16 protein-coding genes are annotated in these 18,559 nt (G+C 59.6%); 3 read left to right on the top strand and 13 right to left on the bottom strand.

The features are described 5' to 3' along the window. The 7 genes from QQL78_RS17490 to QQL78_RS17460 all read right to left on the bottom strand — a co-directional run bounded on the left by QQL78_RS17490 (nucleotide 1) and on the right by QQL78_RS17460 (nucleotide 7,070). Complete coding sequence (locus tag QQL78_RS17490; protein ID WP_284375282.1) at nucleotides 1-1,224, bottom strand: urate hydroxylase PuuD; 1,224 nt, start codon at nucleotides 1,222-1,224, stop codon at nucleotides 1-3. Between the two features lie 108 nt (nucleotides 1,225-1,332). After that, the gene (locus QQL78_RS17485) at nucleotides 1,333-2,652 is read right to left on the bottom strand and encodes a uracil-xanthine permease family protein (RefSeq protein WP_284375281.1); all 1,320 of its coding nucleotides are present in this window, start codon (nucleotides 2,650-2,652) and stop codon (nucleotides 1,333-1,335) included. Between the two features lie 55 nt (nucleotides 2,653-2,707). Then, nucleotides 2,708-3,196, bottom strand: coding sequence for an ureidoglycolate lyase (locus tag QQL78_RS17480; RefSeq protein WP_284375279.1), 489 nt, complete (start codon nucleotides 3,194-3,196; stop codon nucleotides 2,708-2,710). Continuing rightward, nucleotides 3,193-4,002: a bifunctional allantoicase/(S)-ureidoglycine aminohydrolase gene (locus QQL78_RS17475; protein WP_284375277.1), complete on the bottom strand. Its 810-nt coding sequence runs from the start codon at nucleotides 4,000-4,002 to the stop codon at nucleotides 3,193-3,195. The genes QQL78_RS17480 and QQL78_RS17475 overlap by 4 nt, the downstream gene beginning before the upstream one ends. After that, nucleotides 3,999-5,414: an allantoinase PuuE gene (gene puuE / locus QQL78_RS17470; RefSeq protein ID WP_284375275.1), complete on the bottom strand. Its 1,416-nt coding sequence runs from the start codon at nucleotides 5,412-5,414 to the stop codon at nucleotides 3,999-4,001. Before puuE ends, QQL78_RS17475 begins: the two co-directional genes overlap by 4 nt. Nucleotides 5,415-5,551: 137 nt before the next feature. Further along, nucleotides 5,552-6,448, bottom strand: coding sequence for a LysM peptidoglycan-binding domain-containing protein (locus QQL78_RS17465; protein WP_284375273.1), 897 nt, complete (start codon nucleotides 6,446-6,448; stop codon nucleotides 5,552-5,554). A 1-nt stretch (nucleotide 6,449) separates the two neighbouring features. Continuing rightward, on the bottom strand, nucleotides 6,450-7,070 hold the full coding sequence (locus QQL78_RS17460) for a rhodanese-like domain-containing protein (RefSeq protein WP_284375271.1): 621 nt from the start codon (nucleotides 7,068-7,070) through the stop codon (nucleotides 6,450-6,452). A gap of 247 nt (nucleotides 7,071-7,317) precedes the next feature. Here QQL78_RS17460 and uraH point away from each other — a divergent pair, with 247 nt between their 5' ends. The 3 genes from uraH (at nucleotide 7,318) to QQL78_RS17445 (ending at nucleotide 11,130) form a co-directional block, all read left to right on the top strand. Further along, a complete protein-coding gene (gene uraH, locus QQL78_RS17455; RefSeq protein WP_284375269.1) occupies nucleotides 7,318-7,677 on the top strand; it encodes a hydroxyisourate hydrolase in 360 nt (119 codons plus the stop codon). Between the two features lie 92 nt (nucleotides 7,678-7,769). After that, nucleotides 7,770-8,777 carry a deoxyribose-phosphate aldolase gene (deoC, locus tag QQL78_RS17450; RefSeq protein ID WP_284375267.1) on the top strand — a complete coding sequence of 336 codons (1,008 nt, stop codon included), beginning with the start codon at nucleotides 7,770-7,772 and terminating at the stop codon, nucleotides 8,775-8,777. Between the two features lie 10 nt (nucleotides 8,778-8,787). Then, nucleotides 8,788-11,130, top strand: a complete 2,343-nt coding sequence (locus QQL78_RS17445) for an aldehyde dehydrogenase family protein (RefSeq protein ID WP_284375265.1) — start codon at nucleotides 8,788-8,790, stop codon at nucleotides 11,128-11,130. 159 nt (nucleotides 11,131-11,289) lie between these two features. Here the strand turns inward: QQL78_RS17445 and QQL78_RS17440 are convergent, their stop codons facing one another. The 6 genes from QQL78_RS17440 to QQL78_RS17415 form a co-directional block, all read right to left on the bottom strand. Further along, entirely contained in the window at nucleotides 11,290-12,606 is a 1,317-nt protein-coding gene (locus QQL78_RS17440; RefSeq protein WP_284375264.1) for a M16 family metallopeptidase, read from the bottom strand. Next, on the bottom strand, nucleotides 12,603-13,946 hold the full coding sequence (locus QQL78_RS17435; protein WP_386258553.1) for a M16 family metallopeptidase: 1,344 nt from the start codon (nucleotides 13,944-13,946) through the stop codon (nucleotides 12,603-12,605). The genes QQL78_RS17440 and QQL78_RS17435 overlap by 4 nt, the downstream gene beginning before the upstream one ends. Nucleotides 13,947-14,051: 105 nt before the next feature. Continuing rightward, nucleotides 14,052-14,555, bottom strand: a complete 504-nt coding sequence (locus QQL78_RS17430) for a DUF3035 domain-containing protein (RefSeq protein WP_284375262.1) — start codon at nucleotides 14,553-14,555, stop codon at nucleotides 14,052-14,054. Between the two features lie 51 nt (nucleotides 14,556-14,606). Then, entirely contained in the window at nucleotides 14,607-15,116 is a 510-nt protein-coding gene (gene lspA, locus QQL78_RS17425; RefSeq protein WP_284375260.1) for a signal peptidase II, read from the bottom strand. 17 nt (nucleotides 15,117-15,133) lie between these two features. Continuing rightward, complete coding sequence (purH, locus tag QQL78_RS17420; RefSeq protein WP_284375258.1) at nucleotides 15,134-16,720, bottom strand: bifunctional phosphoribosylaminoimidazolecarboxamide formyltransferase/IMP cyclohydrolase; 1,587 nt, start codon at nucleotides 16,718-16,720, stop codon at nucleotides 15,134-15,136. 15 nt (nucleotides 16,721-16,735) lie between these two features. Further along, a complete protein-coding gene (locus QQL78_RS17415) occupies nucleotides 16,736-18,484 on the bottom strand; it encodes a heparinase II/III family protein (RefSeq protein ID WP_284375256.1) in 1,749 nt (582 codons plus the stop codon). Nucleotides 18,485-18,559 lie beyond the last annotated feature (75 nt).

Raw genomic sequence — 18,559 nt, 5'->3', positions numbered from 1 at the left:
CTAGTCCGAGGTCGCCGCCTTGTACCAAGCCACAATCTGCGCCCTCTCGCTCTCCTGCATGTAGCTCAGGTTCGCGGGCGGCATGGCATGGGTCAGCCCGGCTTGCAGGTAAATCTGCTTGGCTGCCATGGCAATCTGATGCTCCGTTTCCAGCCGCACGCCCTTGGGCGGCCAGTGCATCCCGTCCCAGACAGGCTCTGCCGCATGGCACATGGAACAACGGCCAGTGACGATATTCTGCACCGTCTCAAACCCTTCAGCCTGCGCAAACCGCAGCGCCGCACCCTGTGCCTCCTCTGGCTCATCCGCGCGGAACATCGGCGCAGTCGACAGCCACATGATCACGACAAACAGGATCGCGGTCACCAGCCACGTCCAGATCGGATCCCCTTTGCGCATGTGGATCGTGTTGAAGTAATGGCGGATCGTGACACCCATCAGAAACACCAGCGACGCGATAATCCAATTCGCCTCAGAGGCGAAAGCCAGCGGATAGTGGTTCGACAACATCATGAAGATCACTGGCAGCGTCAGATAGTTGTTATGGGTGCTGCGCTGCTTGGCGATCTTGCCGTATTTCGCATCCGGTGTACGCCCCGCTTGCAGGTCTGCCACCACAATGCGCTGGTTCGGCATGATGGTGAAAAACACGTTGCCCGACATGATCGTCGCGGTGAAGGCCCCAAGGTGCAACAGCGCCGCCCGGCCCGAGAAAACGGAAGTATAGAAATAGGCCATGGCAACAAGGATCACATAAAGCCCGATCATCAGGCGGGTGTTGTCATCGCCGAATTTGCTTTTGCAGATAAAGTCATAGGCCAGCCAACCAAAGGCCAGTGAGGCCAGCGAGATCAAGATGGCGGTGGGGATGCCAATGTCTGCCACGGCGGGATCGACAAGGTAAAATTCCGCACCGAAGTAATAGACCAGGATCAGCAGGGCAAAGCCGGAAAGCCATGTGGAATAGCTTTCCCATTTGAACCAGACCAGATCGTCGGGCATCTGTGCGGGCGCAACAAGATATTTCTGAACGTGATAAAACCCGCCGCCGTGGACCTGCCATTCCTCGCCGTCCGCGCCGCTTTTCAGGTTGCGGTCACGGTGCAGCCCAAGGTCCAGCGCGATAAAATAGAATGACGATCCGATCCATGCAATGCCCACAATGACATGCACCCAGCGGACAGCGAATTCGATCCAGGTAGAGATGGCAGCAAGGTCGTACATGGGTGTGCTTTCTTGGGTGGGGCGTATGTAGGTGCTGTGGCGCAGCAGTATTTAAGGCCAAAAAGAGATAGGACCGCGCGGGCAGATACCGGCGCGGTCCCGATTGGATCAGGTTTCCTGTGGCAGGACAAGGTTCAGAAAGATCGCCACAATTGCAGTTGGTGCCACCGCCGAGGTCGCCAGAATCTTGACCACACCGGGCAGGTACTGCACCGCCGTCGGCACAAGGTTCAGACCCAGACCCGCCGCCAGTGATACCGCGATGATCACCATATTGCGGCGGTTCATCTCGACTTCGGACAGCATGTTCATCCCTGCGGCCGCCACCATGCCGAACATCACAATCACGCCACCGCCCAAGACAGGCAGGGGCATTGAGGCGATGACCGCGCCGATTTTTGGCACCAGCCCGCAGAGGATCAGAACAATCGCGCCAATGGTCACCACATGGCGCGACATGATGCCGGTCATGCCAACGATGCCGACATTCTGGCTGAACGATGTATTGGGCAGCCCGCCAAAGACACCGGCAACCGCCGTGCCCAGACCATCCGCATAGGTGGCACCGGCGATTTCTTCGCTGGTCGCCTCACGACCTGCACCGGCTTTGGTGGTGGCCGAGGTATCGCCAACTGTTTCGATTGCGGAAACAATCGAAACCAATGTGACCGCGATCACCGCCCCTAGCGAGAATTCAAAACCATAGGGGAAAGGCGTGATGCCGGTGATCCAGCTGGCCTTGGCCACCGGTGCAAAGCTGACCATGCCAAAGGCCAGCGCGATCAGATAGCCCACGATCAGGCCAATCAGGATGGCGGCACTGCTGGTGGTGCCTTTGGTAAAGAACTTGAGCACAAGGGCCACGACCACCACGCTTAGCGCCACGGTCCAATGCATCAGGGAGCCGAAGCTTTCCGCTTCCATCTGGAACGGTGCGGCACCACCAGCGGCATATTTGATGGCAACCGGGATCAGGTAGAGGCCGATGGCAAGGATCACCAAACCGGTGATCAGCGGCGGGAACAGCCAGCGCAGCTTGCCAATCACCGCACCGAGACAGAAGTGGATCACCCCGCCGATGATACAGGCGGTCAGCGCCACACCCAGACCCTGCACCGCAGCAATCCCGGCCAATACCCCCACAAAGGCAAAGCTGGTGCCCTGCATGATTGGCAGGCGCGCTCCGATGGGGCCAATGCCAACAGTCTGGAACAGGGTCGCAACGCCAGCAAAAAGCATCGCCATCTGGATCAGATACACCTGTTCCGCACTGCCAAAGGCAAGCCCAGCAGCCCCCGCCACAATAATCGAAGGCGTCACGTTAGAGGCGAACATCGCCAAGACATGCTGCACCCCAAGCGGAATCGCCTGCGCCAAGGGTGGCGTCTGGTTCGGGTCGCTATAGGCACCCGTCGCTAGATTTGTCATAAGTTCTGTCCCTGTTTTCTGTCTTTTTTAGTGCCTATTTTTTAGGCTACGAAAGTTATGGGACGACAACATAGGATGGGGCAAGCGAAACCTCTTCCAGATTGGCAGTCTTTCCAATCCGGTCCACCACAGTAAACAATCCGGGGGCAGACAGGGGGGTCAGGACGCCATGCCAGACCCCGCGATGAAAATTAACCCCTTGATGCGGTGCGGTCATAAAGGCGCGCGGCCTGCCGGGCGTGCCGTTTTCATCGGGTGCAACGATCACCAGAAACGGGTTTTCGGTCATCGGCAAAAAGGCTTGCGAGCCTTCTGGATGGCGTTCCAGCAGCGTCAACTCATAGGGCAGGCTGCGCGGCTCAGCGTTGAAAATGCTAATGCCCGCACGCCCATCGGGACCGAAATCCAGCGCTGCACGGTCATGGTGCCGCCCACACAGCCCTGCATTGATCATCTTGTCCGGCGTGCCAGAAGCGTCCAGCACATCCCCGAACGGGGCAAAAGCCGCAGCACTCAGCGGCACCACCTTGATCTCGCGGCTCATAGGGGCATGTGACGGTTCACGTCTTTATACAGCAGATAGCGAAACGGTTCATTCCCCGTGGCGATACAGGCCTGCGGACAGAACGCGCGCAGCCACATGAAATCCCCCGGCACCACCGGCACCCAATCCTTGTTCAGCAGATAATCCGCCGTGCCTTGCAACACATATAGCCCATGTTCCATCACATGGGTTTCGGCAAAGGGAATGCGCCCGCCAGGTTGGAAGGTCACGATGTTGACGTGCATGTCATGACGCAGGTCGGTGGGATCAACAAACCGTGTCGTCGCCCAAACACCATCGCAATCAGGCATGACGATGGGCGGCGTTTCCTGATCGGAGGTCACAAAAGCCTCTGGCAGATCCACACCTTCCGCCCCGACATAGCGTTTGCGCACCCAGTGAAACTCCGCCTTTGCCGCCCCATCGTTCCAGATTGTCCAAACCGCATCCGGCGGGATATAGGCATAGCCGCCCGGCTCCATCACATGTTTTGCCCCGTCAATGTTCAGCGTCAACGTGCCATTGGCCACCAAGATCACCGATTGCGATTCCGGATCGGCCTCGGGGGTGTCGGAACCGCCATTCGGGGCCAGCTCTACCGCGTATTGTGAAAACGTCTCGGCAAATCCGCTGAGCGGGCGGGCCAGCACCCACATCCGCATGTCTTTCCAGCCGGGTAGAAAGCTGGTTACGATATCGCGTTGGGTATTGGCGGGGATCACCGCATAGGCGGGGGTGAAAACGGCGCTGCCTTCGGGGCTGACCGATTGATCCGGCAGACCGCCGGGGGGGAAAGCGTAGCTCAAAACATATCCTCCAGCCGCAAACGCGCAATGCGTTCGACCTGTTTGCAAGCGGTGGTGAATTCCACCGGCGTTTCATTGGCAATCCGCTGTTCAAAGGCGCGCAGGATGCCCGCCTTATCGTGATCTTTCACCGCGATGATAAAGGGGAAGCCGTGTTTGGCCACATAAGCGGCGTTCATCTCCGAGAACTGTGCACGTTCTGCATCGGTCAGCGCATCAAGGCCCGCACTGGCCTGTTCTGCGGTGCTTTCCGCCGTCAGCCGTTTTGCCGCCGCAAGTTTTCCCGCCAGATCAGGGTGGGCATTCAGCACGCCCAAGCGTTCGCTGCGGGATGCGGACCGGAACATCCGGCACAGCGCACTATGCAGACCCGCCGCGCAGTCATGTGCGGGGCCCAGTTCCAAATCAAAGGCCCGCTCGGCAATCCACGGCGAATGTTCAAAGACACCGCCAAACTGTTCGATGAATTCGGGCCGCGCCATCTGGCAAGGGCGTAGGCCCCGCACCGCCGGGGGATGCACCGCCCGCCAATGTTCGGCGATCTCAATCCGACGGGGTGTCCAGACTCCCTCAAACCCCTGAATATATTCCACAAACCGCTTTAGCGCCTGTATCCTGCCGGGCCGTCCGACCAACCGGCAATGCAATCCCACCGACATCATTTTGGCCGCACCATCCACCCCTTCGGCGTAAAGCGCATCAAAGGTATCGCGCAGATAGGCAAAAAACTGATCACCCGAATTGAACCCCTGTGGTGTGGCGAACCGCATGTCGTTGCAATCCAGCGTATAGGGGATGATCAACTGGTCGCGTCCGTCCGCATCCATCCAATAGGGCAGATCATCATCATAAGTGTCGGAGATATAATCAAACGCCTGCGTCTCTGCCGCCAGCGCCACCGTGTTCACCGAGGTGCGCCCGCAATACCAGCCACGCGGCGCTTCGCCGACAACTTCGGTATGCAGGCGGATCGCCTCGGCCATATCCGCCGTTTCAGCCTTGGCGTCGTGGTCCTTGTAATCAATCCATTTCAACCCGTGGCTGGCAATCTCCCAACCGGCCTCTTTCATCGCCTCAACCTGTTCAGGCGCACGGGCCAATGCGGATGCCACACCGTAAACCGTGGGCCGGATACCCGCGCCAGTGAACAACCGATGCAACCGCCAGAACCCGGCCCGCGCCCCGTAATCGTAAATCGATTCCATGTTCCAATGACGCTGGGCAGGCCATGGAGCGGCACCGACAATCTCTGACAGGAAGGCTTCGGAAGCTGCATCGCCATGCAGAATGCAATTCTCGCCCCCCTCTTCGTAATTCACAACAAATTGCACCGCGATACGGGCGTTGTTGGGCCATGCGGCATCTGCGGGCGTGGCACCATGGCCGCGGAAATCTCTGGGGTAACGGTTCATCTTGGGTGTCCTGACTCTGGTGCGATCACGTTGCACAGAACCGCCCCCCTGCGCAATCCGCTGCCCCAAACGGCAAGCGGGCCGCCCCGGTAAGACGACCCGCTGCCAGACTGGCTGCTACAACTTGGTTTTTTGTTTTATTCAGGGATTATAAGTTGTTGGCCCGTCCGTATGCCGTCTGCTGACCGTAGAAGATGTTCATTGGCCGCAGATATTCGGTTGTGCAATGTCGGGTGGCCGTAAAACTGCAATGCAAGATTGGCCAGGCTGTCCTCCTCCTGCACCACATAGATCCGCCGACCCTTCGTATAGTCTGTCTTGGCCTCTGATGCGGCAAAGACACGGCGGTTCATGTCACGCGCGGCCTTGGCTCCGGCTGCCGTCCCGTTGTCAATCAGGGCAGACTGGATCAGATCGAACAACACCATATCAATGTCGCTGTCGCCCTTGCCGGTATGCAAAGATGCCGGCAGGTCAATCACCCCTTCTGCAACGGCTTCGCGCAACAGTTCAACAGATGTCCGGCGGGTTTCCTCGGCCTCTGCCTTGGACAGAACCAGATGGTGCGCGCTTTGCAGACCTTGTTTGGCAATCTGATATTCCCCGGCCAGAACAGCCGTGCGCATGACCTCCAGCGCCCCCGGATCCAGAACCGCCCGCGCCGTGCTGCGCGCCTCTGCCATACCGTCTTGCGTCAACACCGCCGCTGCCGGTGTCGCCGCGCCCGCGCCTGCCGCAAGTCCCGACATCAGATCCGGCCCCTGTTGACGCGTGACGGCTGATGGCACTTCCTGTCCTGCGGCGGCCACGCCTTGCGTCGTGGGGCGGGCAAATTTCAACGTGCCCATCACCCCCAGCACAAAGGCCAGCAGGGCAATGGCGCTGACCGCCCACATCATCCCGGAAACCGGCAGCCCAAGCGGGGTCTGCGGCGGGACGGGTGTCTGTGTTCTCGTCTCGCGCTGGACAGATTGCGGTATAACATAATTGTCAAATGTCACATGCGGGGTAAGCGGATCGTTTGGCTTTTCCATCTCATGACTGCCCGGTTTCGATGCTGAACCCCAGCACCGACCACACCTGCATGCCGCCGCGATAATAGCGGATCATCTCTGGCGGGTATCCCGCCGCAAGCAGGTTGGTGACCAATCTGCCCGCATCATCGCTGCTGGGGCCATTGTCATAGATCAACAGAATGCGGGCATCGGAAAAGTTGAACACATCCTCATAGCTGCGCCCGCCGAGGGCCAGCAGGATATCCTTGCGATAGGCATTATCCGGCGCAAGCGTGTTATGCGGCAGGCTGACCGTGCCCGGAATGAACCCTTTCGCCCGCTCCGCCGGAGCGCGGGCATCCACCATCAGGCCCCGGCCGGTCGCCACTTGAGAGACAAGAAAGTCCAGCACCTCGGCCTCGCCCAGCGTTTCAACCCCCTGTGCCACCTGCATCGGTGCAATACAGGCCCCGCCACAGCTGGCATCGGCTGAAATAAACCGTTGCGCCACCCGCTCGGCTTCGGGCGTGTCACGGGCAATTGTGACCTCTGAACCATTAAAAATAAATGAAGCGCTTGCCTGCGTCAGATGCTCTTGGGCCTGGCACATAGATGCGGCAAACATCAAGGCGGTGGTGACCCGCAGGGTTTGCAATGGCATATCATCCCCCCGAAAGAATACCGGATTTGGTGTGTTAACTTTGTAAAATACACAGCTTTTGGTTGTCGGACCCATATATGCAAAGGTTGGTTGACGCAGTCAAAGCAAAAACGAATCACTTGGGCAAAATATCCGAATCAAGGGCCGAATCAGAGGATTTCGCAGGTAAATTCCCGACATACATGCATTGACCTGACCGCAGGGGCGGGTAGACCTTGAAAAATGATGAAACAAAAGGAAACGCTCCATGGCTGGCGGATATCTGACAACTCATGTTCTGGACACGGCACGCGGGCTGCCCGCTGACGGGCTGGAGATCACGCTTTACCGTCTGGAGGGGGAGACCCGCGTCGAACTGGCGCGGATGCAGACCAATGCCGACGGGCGCACCGATAGCCCGATCCTGCCAGCCGATGCCTTTGCCGTGGGCACCTACGAGCTGACCTTTGCTGCCGGTGCCTATCTTGACCGCATCGGCACCCCGCCGGAACAGCCACGGTTTCTTGATCTGATCCCGATCCGCTTTGGCATTTCTGACCCGGACGCCCATTACCATGTGCCGCTGCTGCTTTCGCCCTTTGGCTATTCCACCTATCGCGGCTCCTGACCCCGACGTCACATCGCGTCTTGGCAAGCCCCGCCTTGCCAAGACCTGTAAGCGCGTGGCACCTTGGCGGCCTGACTGGACCGGAGACACCCATGGCTGCCGCTTTGACACCCACGCCCAATGCCACCACCGCGCAAACCCAACTGCCGCAGGTGACCGAACTGCGCAATCCGGGCATGCCGCTTGACCTGAACTGGGTGCTGGGCGCGCAGGCCAATACCTCTGCGATTGAACGGCGTGCCGGCACCATCGGCGCGCGGCGCTCTGTGAAAAAGGCACATCAGGCGGCGTGGCTTTTGCGCGCGGTGACCTGCATCGACCTGACCACCTTGTCGGGTGACGATACCGACCGGCGTGTTGCACGGCTTTGTGCCAAGGCGCGGCAACCTGTGGCCCCTGCCTTGCTGGATGCGCTGGGGATGGAGCCGATCACAACCGGTGCTGTCTGTGTCTATCATGAAATGATCCCCGCAGCGGTTGCCGCTTTACAGGGCAGCAATATTCCTGTTGCCGCTGTCTCCACCGGCTTCCCGGCGGGCCTTTCTCCGTTTGAACTGCGCCTGCGCGAGATCGAGATGAGCGTCGCAGCAGGGGCAACCGAGATCGACATCGTCATCTCGCGCCGCCATGTGTTGTCCGGCAATTGGCAGGCGCTTTATGATGAAATGCAAGCCATGCGTCTTGCCTGTGGCGAGGCCCATGTGAAGGCGATCCTTGCCACCGGCGAACTTGGTTCCCTGCGCAATGTCGCGCGGGCCTCGCTGGTCTGCATGATGGCGGGGGCCGATTTCATCAAAACCTCCACCGGCAAGGAAAGCGTGAATGCGACCTTACCGGTATCACTGGTGATGATCCGCGCGATCCGCGACTATTACGATCACACAGGCATCCGCGTCGGCTACAAACCGGCGGGCGGCATTTCCAAGGCCAAGGATGCGGTGACCTATCTTGCCCTGATCAAGGAAGAGCTGGGCGACCGCTGGCTGCGCCCTGACCTGTTCCGCTTTGGCGCATCATCGCTGCTGAACGACATCGAACGCCAGTTGGAACATTACGTGACGGGCAATTATTCGGCGGGCTACCGTCATGCGACAAGTTAAGGGTGAAACGATGAGCGTCTCGGAGATTTTCGAAACCATGGAATATGGCACCGCCCCTGAATCCGCCGCCGAAGCGCTGGCGTGGCTGGTCGATCAAGGCAGCCGTTTTGGCCATTTTATCGACGGTGATTTCACCACCCCCGCTGACGGGTTCGACAGCAAGAACCCCGCCACCGGCGAGGTGCTGGCGACCCTCAGTCAGGCAACCCAGGCCGATGTCGATGCCGCCGTCAAAGCGGCCCGCAAGGCGCAAAATGGCTGGGCCAATCTGGGCGGGCATGGCCGGGCAAAGTACCTTTATGCTTTGGCACGTTTGTTGCAGAAACACGCGCGGCTTTTTGCGGTGCTTGAGGTGCTGGACAATGGCAAACCGATCCGCGAAGCGCGAGACATCGACGTGCCCTTGGCGCAGCGGCATTTCTATTTTCACGCAGGCATGGCGCAGCTGATGGAAAGCGAACTGCCCGACGCCGAAGCCTTGGGCGTTTGCGGACAGATCATTCCGTGGAACTTCCCGCTGCTGATGCTCGCTTGGAAAATCGCACCCGCATTGGCGATGGGCAATACCGTTGTGCTGAAACCTGCGGAATATACTTCCCTGACCGCATTGCTGTTTGCCGATATCTGTCGGCAGGCGGGTCTGCCCAAGGGCGTTGTGAACATTGTCACCGGTGACGGTGCCGTGGGCGAAATGATTGTCGCGGCAGAGGTCGACAAAATCGCCTTTACCGGTTCGACCGCCGTGGGCCGCCGCATCCGCGAGGCCACAGCGGGCAGCGGCAAGGCGTTGAGTTTGGAACTGGGTGGCAAATCCCCCTATATCGTCTTTGATGACGCCGATCTTGATAGCGCGGTTGAAGGGTTGGTCGATGCGATCTGGTTCAATCAGGGTCAGGTCTGTTGCGCAGGCTCGCGGCTGTTGGTGCATGAACCGGTGGCTGATCTGTTCTACGCCAAATTGCGGGCACGGATGGACAAGCTGCGTATCGGGTCGCCCTTGGATAAATCCATTGATGTGGGTGCGCTGGTCGATCCCGTGCAATTGCAGCGGGTCACTGCAATGGTCGATGCAAACACCAGCGGCGAAACACATGTAGCGGCGGGCGCGGTGCCTGATCAGGGCTGTTTTTACCCGCCGACGCTGGTCACCGGCCTGAACCCCGCCGATCCTCTGATGCAGGACGAAATCTTTGGCCCTGTGCTGGTCTCGACCACTTTCCGCACACCCGCAGAGGCCGTGCAGCTGACCAATAACACGCGTTACGGTCTGGCCGCGACGGTGTGGTCCGAAAACATCAACCTCGCGCTGGATATCGCGCCGAAACTGGCGGCGGGCATTGTCTGGGTCAACGGCACCAATTTGATGGATGCTGCGGCGGGCTTCGGCGGTGTGCGCGAAAGCGGCTTTGGCCGTGAAGGCGGCTGGGAAGGGCTGGCCGGATACACAAAGCCCAAGGGCAAAACCAAACCGTTGAAAACGATCAGCGCCTTTTCCGGCGAAGGTGGTCCTGTTGATGGTGTGGACCGCACCGCGAAACTTTATATCGGCGGAAAACAGGCACGTCCTGATGGCGGCTATTCCGCGCCGGTCTATGGCAAATCGGGCAAGCTGCTGGGCCATGCCAGTATCGCGAACCGCAAAGATATCCGTAACGCGGTTGAGGCCGCGCAGGCCGCCAAAGGATGGTCCAAGACAACCGGCCACCTGCGGGCACAGATATTATATTACATCGCGGAAAATCTGGACGCGCGGGCAGAAGAATTTGCCGCACGACTGGACGCGATGCAAGGCGGCAAGGGCGGCGCGAAAGAGGTCGCGGCCAGTATAAAGCGTCTGTTCACCTATGCCGCTTGGGCCGACAAATATGACGGGCAGGTCCACGGCGTACCCATTCGCGGCGTCGCTTTGGCGATGAATGAACCGGTTGGTGTGATCGGGGCGCTCTGCCCTGCCGAGGCACCGTTGCTGGGGCTGATCTCCTGCATGGCACCGGCGATTGCCATGGGCAACCGGGTCATCCTTTCCGCCTCCGAACCATTTCCCCTGGCAGCGACTGACTTTGTGCAGGTGTTGGAAACCTCCGATGTGCCAGCGGGTGTGGTGAACATATTGACCGGGCCGCAAGCGGATCTGGTCGAACCTCTGGCACGCCATCTAGATGTGGACGCTGTCTGGAGCTTTGGCGCGGCGGCGCTGGGGCATGTGGTTGAACAGACCTCAGCCGGAAACCTGAAGCGCACATGGGTGAACAACGGCATGGCGCGTGACTGGATGGGTGCCGCGGGTGAAGGGCGCGCCTTCCTGCAAGCCGCCACCGAAGTCAAAAACGTCTGGGTGCCTTACGGGGAATAACGCCAGCGGCGGGGGTGCCGCATTTTTGAAAATGCTGACTAAATCCTTTGAAGGATGTTACCCCGCAACGCAGGCACCACACATAAAAACGGGCCATCCCTATGGGGACAGCCCGTGTTTCTCATGCCATCCCAAACGGATAGCTGACCCGTTTACCTCTTATTCACTGGTTGTGGTCTGCAAACCTTCGGGCTGTCCCACCACCACAAAATGCAGGTTCTCCGGGTCCAGCAATTCACCGGCCACGCGTTTCACATCCGCCAGCGTCACCGCCTCGACCTTGTCATTGCGGGTCGGGATGTAGTCAATCGGCAGGCCCAGCATCTGCATACCCACAAGGATGTTAGCAATTGGCCCGTTGCCATCAAACCGCAGCGGATAGGCACCGGTGACATAGGTCTTGGCCGCGTCCAGCTCTTCCTGTGTCACGCCGTTTTCAGCGGCCTTTGTCCATTCGTCTCGGATCACGTCAATGGCTTCGGCAATGCGGTCGTTCGATGAACTGACCGAGCCCATATAGACATCCGCCAGATCGCGCGTGGCGAGGTAGGAATAGACACCATAGGTCAGCCCGCGCTTTTCGCGTACCTCATTCATCAGGCGGCTTTCAAACGATCCGCCGCCCAGCACCTGATTGAGGATCAGCGCCGCGAAAAAGTCGGGATCGCTTTGGGAAATGCCATCGTGACCAAAAACCGCAACCGATTGCGGTGTCGGAAAATCAACAACCGTGATACCGGCAGGAATGTCTACAACAGCGCGGGTCGGTGCGGATGCCCCGGTTTGTGGCAGCCCGCCCAAGAGCTCATCCAGCAACGCACCCAGGGTTTCCGGCGTGATGTCCCCCACTGCACCGACATAGATCTGATCCAGTGCAAACACCGCTTTATGCGCCGCCAGAATATCGTCCCGGGTCAAGGCGGTAACACTTTCGGTCGTACCGTTCACCGGATGCGCATAGGGGTGATCCCCATAGGCGATTTCCGCAAATGTCCGGCTTGCGATGTCGTCGGGATCTTTCTTGTCGGATTCGATGATCGACAGCACCTGCCCGCGCACCCGGTCAATTGCATCCTGATCAAAACGCGGCGTGTGAATGGCCGCGCGCAGCAAAGCAACAGAGGCTTCGCGATTTTCGGTCAGAAAGCGGGCCGAAATCGCAACGGAATCGCGCGAGACCTCAAAGCCAAGGCTGGTCGCCAGCTCTTCCTGTGCGCGGCTGAAATCGCGGGCATCCATATCGCCCGCCCCCTCTTCCAGCAGGCCGGTCATCAGGTTGATCGCCCCGCGTTTTTCGGGGTCGTCCAGCGATGCACCGCCACGGAAACGGATTTCCAGCGCAACAAAGGGGATGGAGGGTTCTTCGACCAGCCATGCGGTGATGCCACCGGGGCTGGTGACGGATTTGATGTCAACCTCTGCGCGGGCGGGCAAGGCCGCGATCAGCGTCAGGGCAAGAGCGTAAATCAGCCTCATTGCGCGGCCTCCTCTTTCATAAGCCAGCCGGTGACGGATGCCCGCCGGTCGAATAGTTTTTCTGCCGCCTGCATGATGTCATCCGCCGTGACCGCATCCAGTACATCAGGCCAGTTCTGCACATCCTCAACGGTCAAGCCGATGGCCAGCGCCGATCCATAGCGATTGGCCACCCCTTCGGCATTGTCACGGGCATAGATTTGCTCGGCGCGGATTTGCAGCTTGATCCGGTCAAGCTGTGCAGCGTCCACACCGGTTTCCATAAAGCTGGCCAAGGCCGCATCCATTGCATCTTCGGCCTCTTGCAAGGTCACGCCGGCGGCGGGCACCACCACCAGATCAAAGGCCGTGTCATCCAGCGTTGCGCCACGATAGAACGCCCCGGTATAAGTGGCGATCTGTTCGTCAAACTGCAGCTTTTCGGCTAGAACCGATGTGGTCCCGCCGCCAAGGATTTCCGCCAGAATGGTCAATGCTGCCGCCTCTTCCTGTGCACCCGGATCACGTTCCGGCGCAAGATAGGCGCGGCTGATGTAGGGTTGTGCCACACGGCCATCACGGAAAATCAGTCGCCGTTCGGCGGTTTGCGGCGGTTCTTGCGTGCGCAGCCGTTCGGGCAGGTCAGGATTGGCGGGGATCACGCCATAATATTTCTCTGCCAGCGCGCGCACATTATCGGGATCGACATCACCCGACACCACAAGGATCGCGTTATTCGGGGAATAGTAGAGTTCGTAAAATGCCAGCGCATCATCCAGATCGAGCGTTTCCATCTCATGACGCCAGCCGATCACAGGTGTGCCATAGCGATGGTTCAGATATTGTGCGGCGTTCATCTGTTCATTGAACAATGCGCCGGGGTTGCTGTCGGTGCGCTGGTTGCGCTCTTCCAGAATCACGTCGCGCTCCGTGCGGATATTTTCCGGCGTCAGGCGGATGTTTTTCATCCGGTCGCTTTCCATCTGCATCATCAGTTCCAGACGGTCGGCAGCGATGCGTTGGAAATAGGCGGTGTAATCATAGCTGGTAAACGCATTGTCGCGCCCGCCATTGGCGGCAACGGTTGCAGAAAACTCGCCTGATTCCATTTTGTCGGTTGCCTTGAACAGCAGGTGTTCAAGGAAATGCGCAACCCCGGAGGAGCCTTTGGGTTCATCCGCAGAGCCCGCACGATACCAGACCATTTGCTGAACGGCGGGGGCGCGGTGATCTTCGACGACGACAACATCCATGCCATTATCAAGGCTGAAAAATGTCACCGCCTCGTTTTCGGCGGCCTGCGCCATGAGCGGGGGCAATGCAAATGCGAAAAGGGCTGCAAGCGTCGGCAGTCGGAACATCACGGATCCTTTGAAAAAATCATCTACCGCACACCTACGCGCCTGAGGCAGAGATTCAAGGCAGATGACAAATTTGTAAGCTTTGTAACGGTTACCCCGGCGGGGTTATTCGTCAGGTGCGTAGGAGGGGGTACGCGCACCGGCGCGGCGCCAGCGGGCGGCCTCGTTTTTGGCATCCAGCGTTTCGCGGCGATAGGCCTGATTGTAGCGGTCAACCTTGACGATGCGGAACTGGGTAAACCGCGCCTTGCGTTTGCGGAACTGCGCGTCCGTTTCGGCCAGATCCCCCCGGATATTCGGGGCAACACCCAATCGTGAGGCATGTTGAACAAGCGCGCCGTCACTGGCCGGAATACCGGCATTGGCCGCTTCGGGGCGACCACCAAAGGCGGTAATACCCTCGTTCAGCGCGGAACGGTCGGTCAGGTTCGCCTGCCCCGGTGTGGGCGGCGGCAGATCGCGATAGTTGGCAGGCGCTTCCAGCGGTTTGGCCGGTTGCAGCATAAATTCATTCGGCCCGTCCGACACATTCTGAAGATCGCGCAATCCCTTGTTGGCGCAGGCCCCAAGGGCCAGCGGGATCAGGACAAGTAAAGCGATACGGCGCATGTGTCGTCTCCTAACGGGTGCCCTGTTCATACCTTGGTCGGGCGGGCAATGTCACTTGGGTTTTTTCGCGGTCGTTTTTGCGTTCTTTTTACCAGTCTTGCGGCCATCATCAGCAAACAGGATCAGCCCGATGGCACCGGCAAAGATAAAGACATCCGCGATGTTGTAAACAAAGGGGTTGTTCCAGCCCGGCAGGGAGTTGTTCAGGAAGTCCAGCACATAGCCATAGACCAGCCGATCCACCACATTGGCCAGCGCCCCGCCAATCAGCAATCCGGCGCTGACGCGTTCCTTGACGCCGAATTTTCCCCGCCCAATCCAGAACAGAACCCCCGCACAGATCACAAGGGCAAGACCGATGAGGATATAGCGGCTGGCGTCCGATCCATCCCCGAAAAGGCCGAAGTTAATGCCCCGGTTTTCACCGTAACGGAAATTCAGGTAGGGCGGCAGCACATCAATCTCGCGCACCCGCCACAGTTCCCACATATGGACCACCAGATATTTACTGGCCTGATCTATCAGGAATGCCGTGAAGGCTGACCAAAAGAGAATGCGCATCTGCTGCCCGCCCTGCCTTAGTGCCGGAAATGGCGCATGTTGGTGAAGACCATAGCAAGCCCCGCCTCATCCGCTGCCGCAATCACTTCGTCGTCGCGCATAGAACCGCCTGGCTGGATCAGCGCGGTTGCCCCGGCTTCAGCGGCGGTGATCAGACCATCCGCAAAGGGGAAGAACGCATCCGACGCCACAACCGATCCTTGGGTCAGCGGGGCGGGTAGGCCCATGGCCTCTGCCATATCCTGTGCTTTGCGCGCGGCGATACGGGTTGAGTCAACGCGGCTCATCTGGCCGGCACCCACGCCGACGGTTGCACCGTCTTTAACATAGATAATCGCGTTGGATTTCACATGTTTGGCTACGGTCCAGGCGAACAACAGATCGCTGAGTTCCTGTTCACTTGGCGCGCGTTTGGTCACGACCTTCAGATCATCGCGGGTGATCCGGCCCACATCCTTGTCCTGCACCAGCCAACCGCCGGAGACCTGACGCGCGGTCAGCTGCGCGGTGTCTGGGGTGGCCAGACCATTGGTGGTCAGCAGGCGCAGATTCTTTTTCTTGGCAAAAATTGCCAGCGCATCGGCGTCTGCATCCGGTGCAATGACTACCTCGGTAAAGATGCCGCTGATCGCTTCGGCGGTGGCACCGTCCAGCGTCTGGTTCAGGGCGATGATGCCCCCGAAGGCGCTGGTGCGGTCGCAGTCAAAGGCGCGGGTATAGGCTTCGATCATCGTCTCACCAGTGCCAACGCCACAAGGGTTGGCATGTTTGATGATGGCGCAGGCCGGACCCTGTGCGGGATCAAATTCGCTGACCAGCTCAAAGGCTGCGTCGGTGTCGTTGATGTTGTTATAGGACAGTTCCTTGCCCTGATGCTGTTTGGCCGTTGCCACGCCGGGGCGGTTTGAACCATCGGTATAGAATGCCGCCTGCTGATGCGGGTTTTCGCCATAGCGCAGGGTTTGCGCCAATGTGCCGCCAAAGGTGCGGCGGCGCGGGGTTTCGCCAACTTGCGCGGCCATCCATGTGCTGACGGCGGTGTCATAGGCCGCAGTGCGGGCATAGGCAGTCTGGGCCAGACGCTGGCGCAGCGCATAGGTGGTGGCCCCCTTGTTGGCCTCCAGCTCCGCGATCACCGCGGCGTAATCTTCGGTATCCACGATGACATTCACAAAGCCGTGGTTCTTGGCGGCAGAGCGGATCATCGCGGGGCCGCCGATGTCGATATTTTCGATCACCTCGGCGTATTCCGCGCCTTTGGCGACGGTTTCCTCAAACGGATAAAGGTTCACCACCACCAGATCGATGCCGCCGATGTAATGGGCATCCATTGCCGCGACATGTTCGTCATTGTCGCGCAGCGCCAGCAAACCGCCATGCACCACCGGGTGCAAGGTTTTCACCCGACCGTCCATCATTTCGGGGAACCCTGTAACCTCGGCCACGTCTTTCACATCCAGCCCCGCCTCGCGCAGCGCCTTTGCGGTGCCACCGGTGGACAGCAGTTCAACCCCATGCGCCGCCAATGCCTTGCCCAGATCGACCAGTCCGGTCTTGTCGGATACAGAAAGCAGGGCGCGTTTGACGGGGTACAGATCGGTCATGGGAGGGTCCTTTGGTCAGTTTTCGTTCAGATACGGCTCGTCCATCGACAAGTCTCGCACGCCAATCGCAGTTTCCTGCGCTTTGGACAAGGACCAGCGGACACGTGTGGCATAGGTAAACGCACTGCCGGAGAGCACAATTTGTTGTGCCGCGCGAGGTTTCAGCCGTGTGGTTTCCAGATAGGCCCCCGGTTCAAGCGATAGGTTATGCGTGCCGTCATGGCGGAAAACCCATATTTCCCCGCTCTTTAGCGCCATAGAAATGGCTGCACCGCCAAGGTCCAGTGTCGCATCCACATCGGGGTGCAGATGGAACCGGATGTCAAACCGCAGCCCCTTCAATTTTCCTGCATCAAGAGCTGCGTCAAAACGTCGTTTTTCGGCATCTTCCAATGCAAGCAGCATATCCTCACCGGCAAGGCCACGCCCGTCGAAGGTTAATTCAAGGGTGCGCGCATGGGTCAACCCGTGCGAGGCGACATAGCCGTCATGCCCACCCTGAAACTTGATACCATCCGATTGCGGGGACAATTCGACAGGCACATAAGTCGGCCCGTTGATCAGCGCCTCAACACCGGTTGCCGCGTCGGGATCCGCCAAACGGGCGCTGGAATAGCCCCCAAGACATAAGGTGGAATGTGACGGTGTGGCCCGCCCTGCCCGGCGCCAGTCCAAACCAAAAGACGCGCCAGACCCGCAGCTGACCACCAGCGGGCGGCGCCCCGAGGTCAGTTCAAACCCGAGGGTTGAGGCATGAGCGTTATGGCTGGCCGCCCCTTTCGGCGGAGTGGCCGCGTCAATCACGATACTGGTGCGCCCGGCGGACAAGCGGGCATACCCCATGGCCAGCCCGTCCGGCTGCGCCGTTTTGACCCGGCTGGCGGCAAGGGCGTGATCCAGCCACCCTTCGGCACCGCGCCCGCCACCATGAAACCGCGCCAGCCCGCCATCGGTATGGCGCAGGGACCGCAGGGTCGGCGCGATGCGTTCAATCGCGGCCAAATGTTCCTTGGGACAGCTGCGGCCCACATCACCAAGCGCGGCAGCCGCCCATGTCAGCAGGGTGAACACCGCCAGCAGCTCTTCGGGGTTGCGGGTGGGCAGGCCGCCCTGATCGTCGATCTGTGTGGCACATTCACGCGCCAGCGCCTTGATCGCCGGATCGGCCAAGTCCTCCTGCCCCTCAAGTGCGAGGCCCGCATAGATCAAACCGGTCAGCGCCTCGAAACGCGGCAGGCCGGGCGCGGCACCGCGCCAGCGGCGGGATAGAAACTGGGTTTGCTGGACAAGAGAACGGTAGAAAGCGCGGCTTTTCTCTGATTCCTGTCCGCGCAGAACAAACAGCGCGTGGTTGATCCAGCGGATCAGGCGGCGGCCGGTCAGGTCAGGGGTCCAGCCGGGCCCGCGCCCCTTGCCAAACCTGTCGATCCAGCCCCACAGCCAAGACTGCGCCGCATCACGCGCCGCCATGTCACCAACCGCAGCCAGATCATCAAGCCAAGAGAATCCGTGCAGATCCGCCGCGTAATTTGCATCTGGCGGCGTGACCTCCCAAAGCGAATGACCCGGCGCATTGATCAATGTCCCGGCAAACAGATAATTGCCCGCGACCAACTGGCGGCCCCGTGCAAATGATCCGATTGTGCGCGGCTCGGGCGAAGAGACGAAGCCCTTGACGCTTGCGGTTGTGCGCGTGGCCAAAGCGGCGTGTACGGCATTCAACAGCCGCGCCTGACGCGCTTTCAGTGAGGTTAGGTTGAACATATTTCGACTGCCCTTGACGCTCTGCTGGCGTTTGGGCGCAGCATAGACCGGCAACAAGAGGGTGTCACCGTTTTT

The sequence above is a fragment of the Sulfitobacter pacificus genome, assembly GCF_030159975.1.
Classification (GTDB): Bacteria; Pseudomonadota; Alphaproteobacteria; order Rhodobacterales; family Rhodobacteraceae; genus Sulfitobacter; species Sulfitobacter pacificus.
The sequence above is the reverse complement of the archived record's forward strand: the minus strand, read 5'-3'. Positions and strand labels throughout refer to the sequence as shown.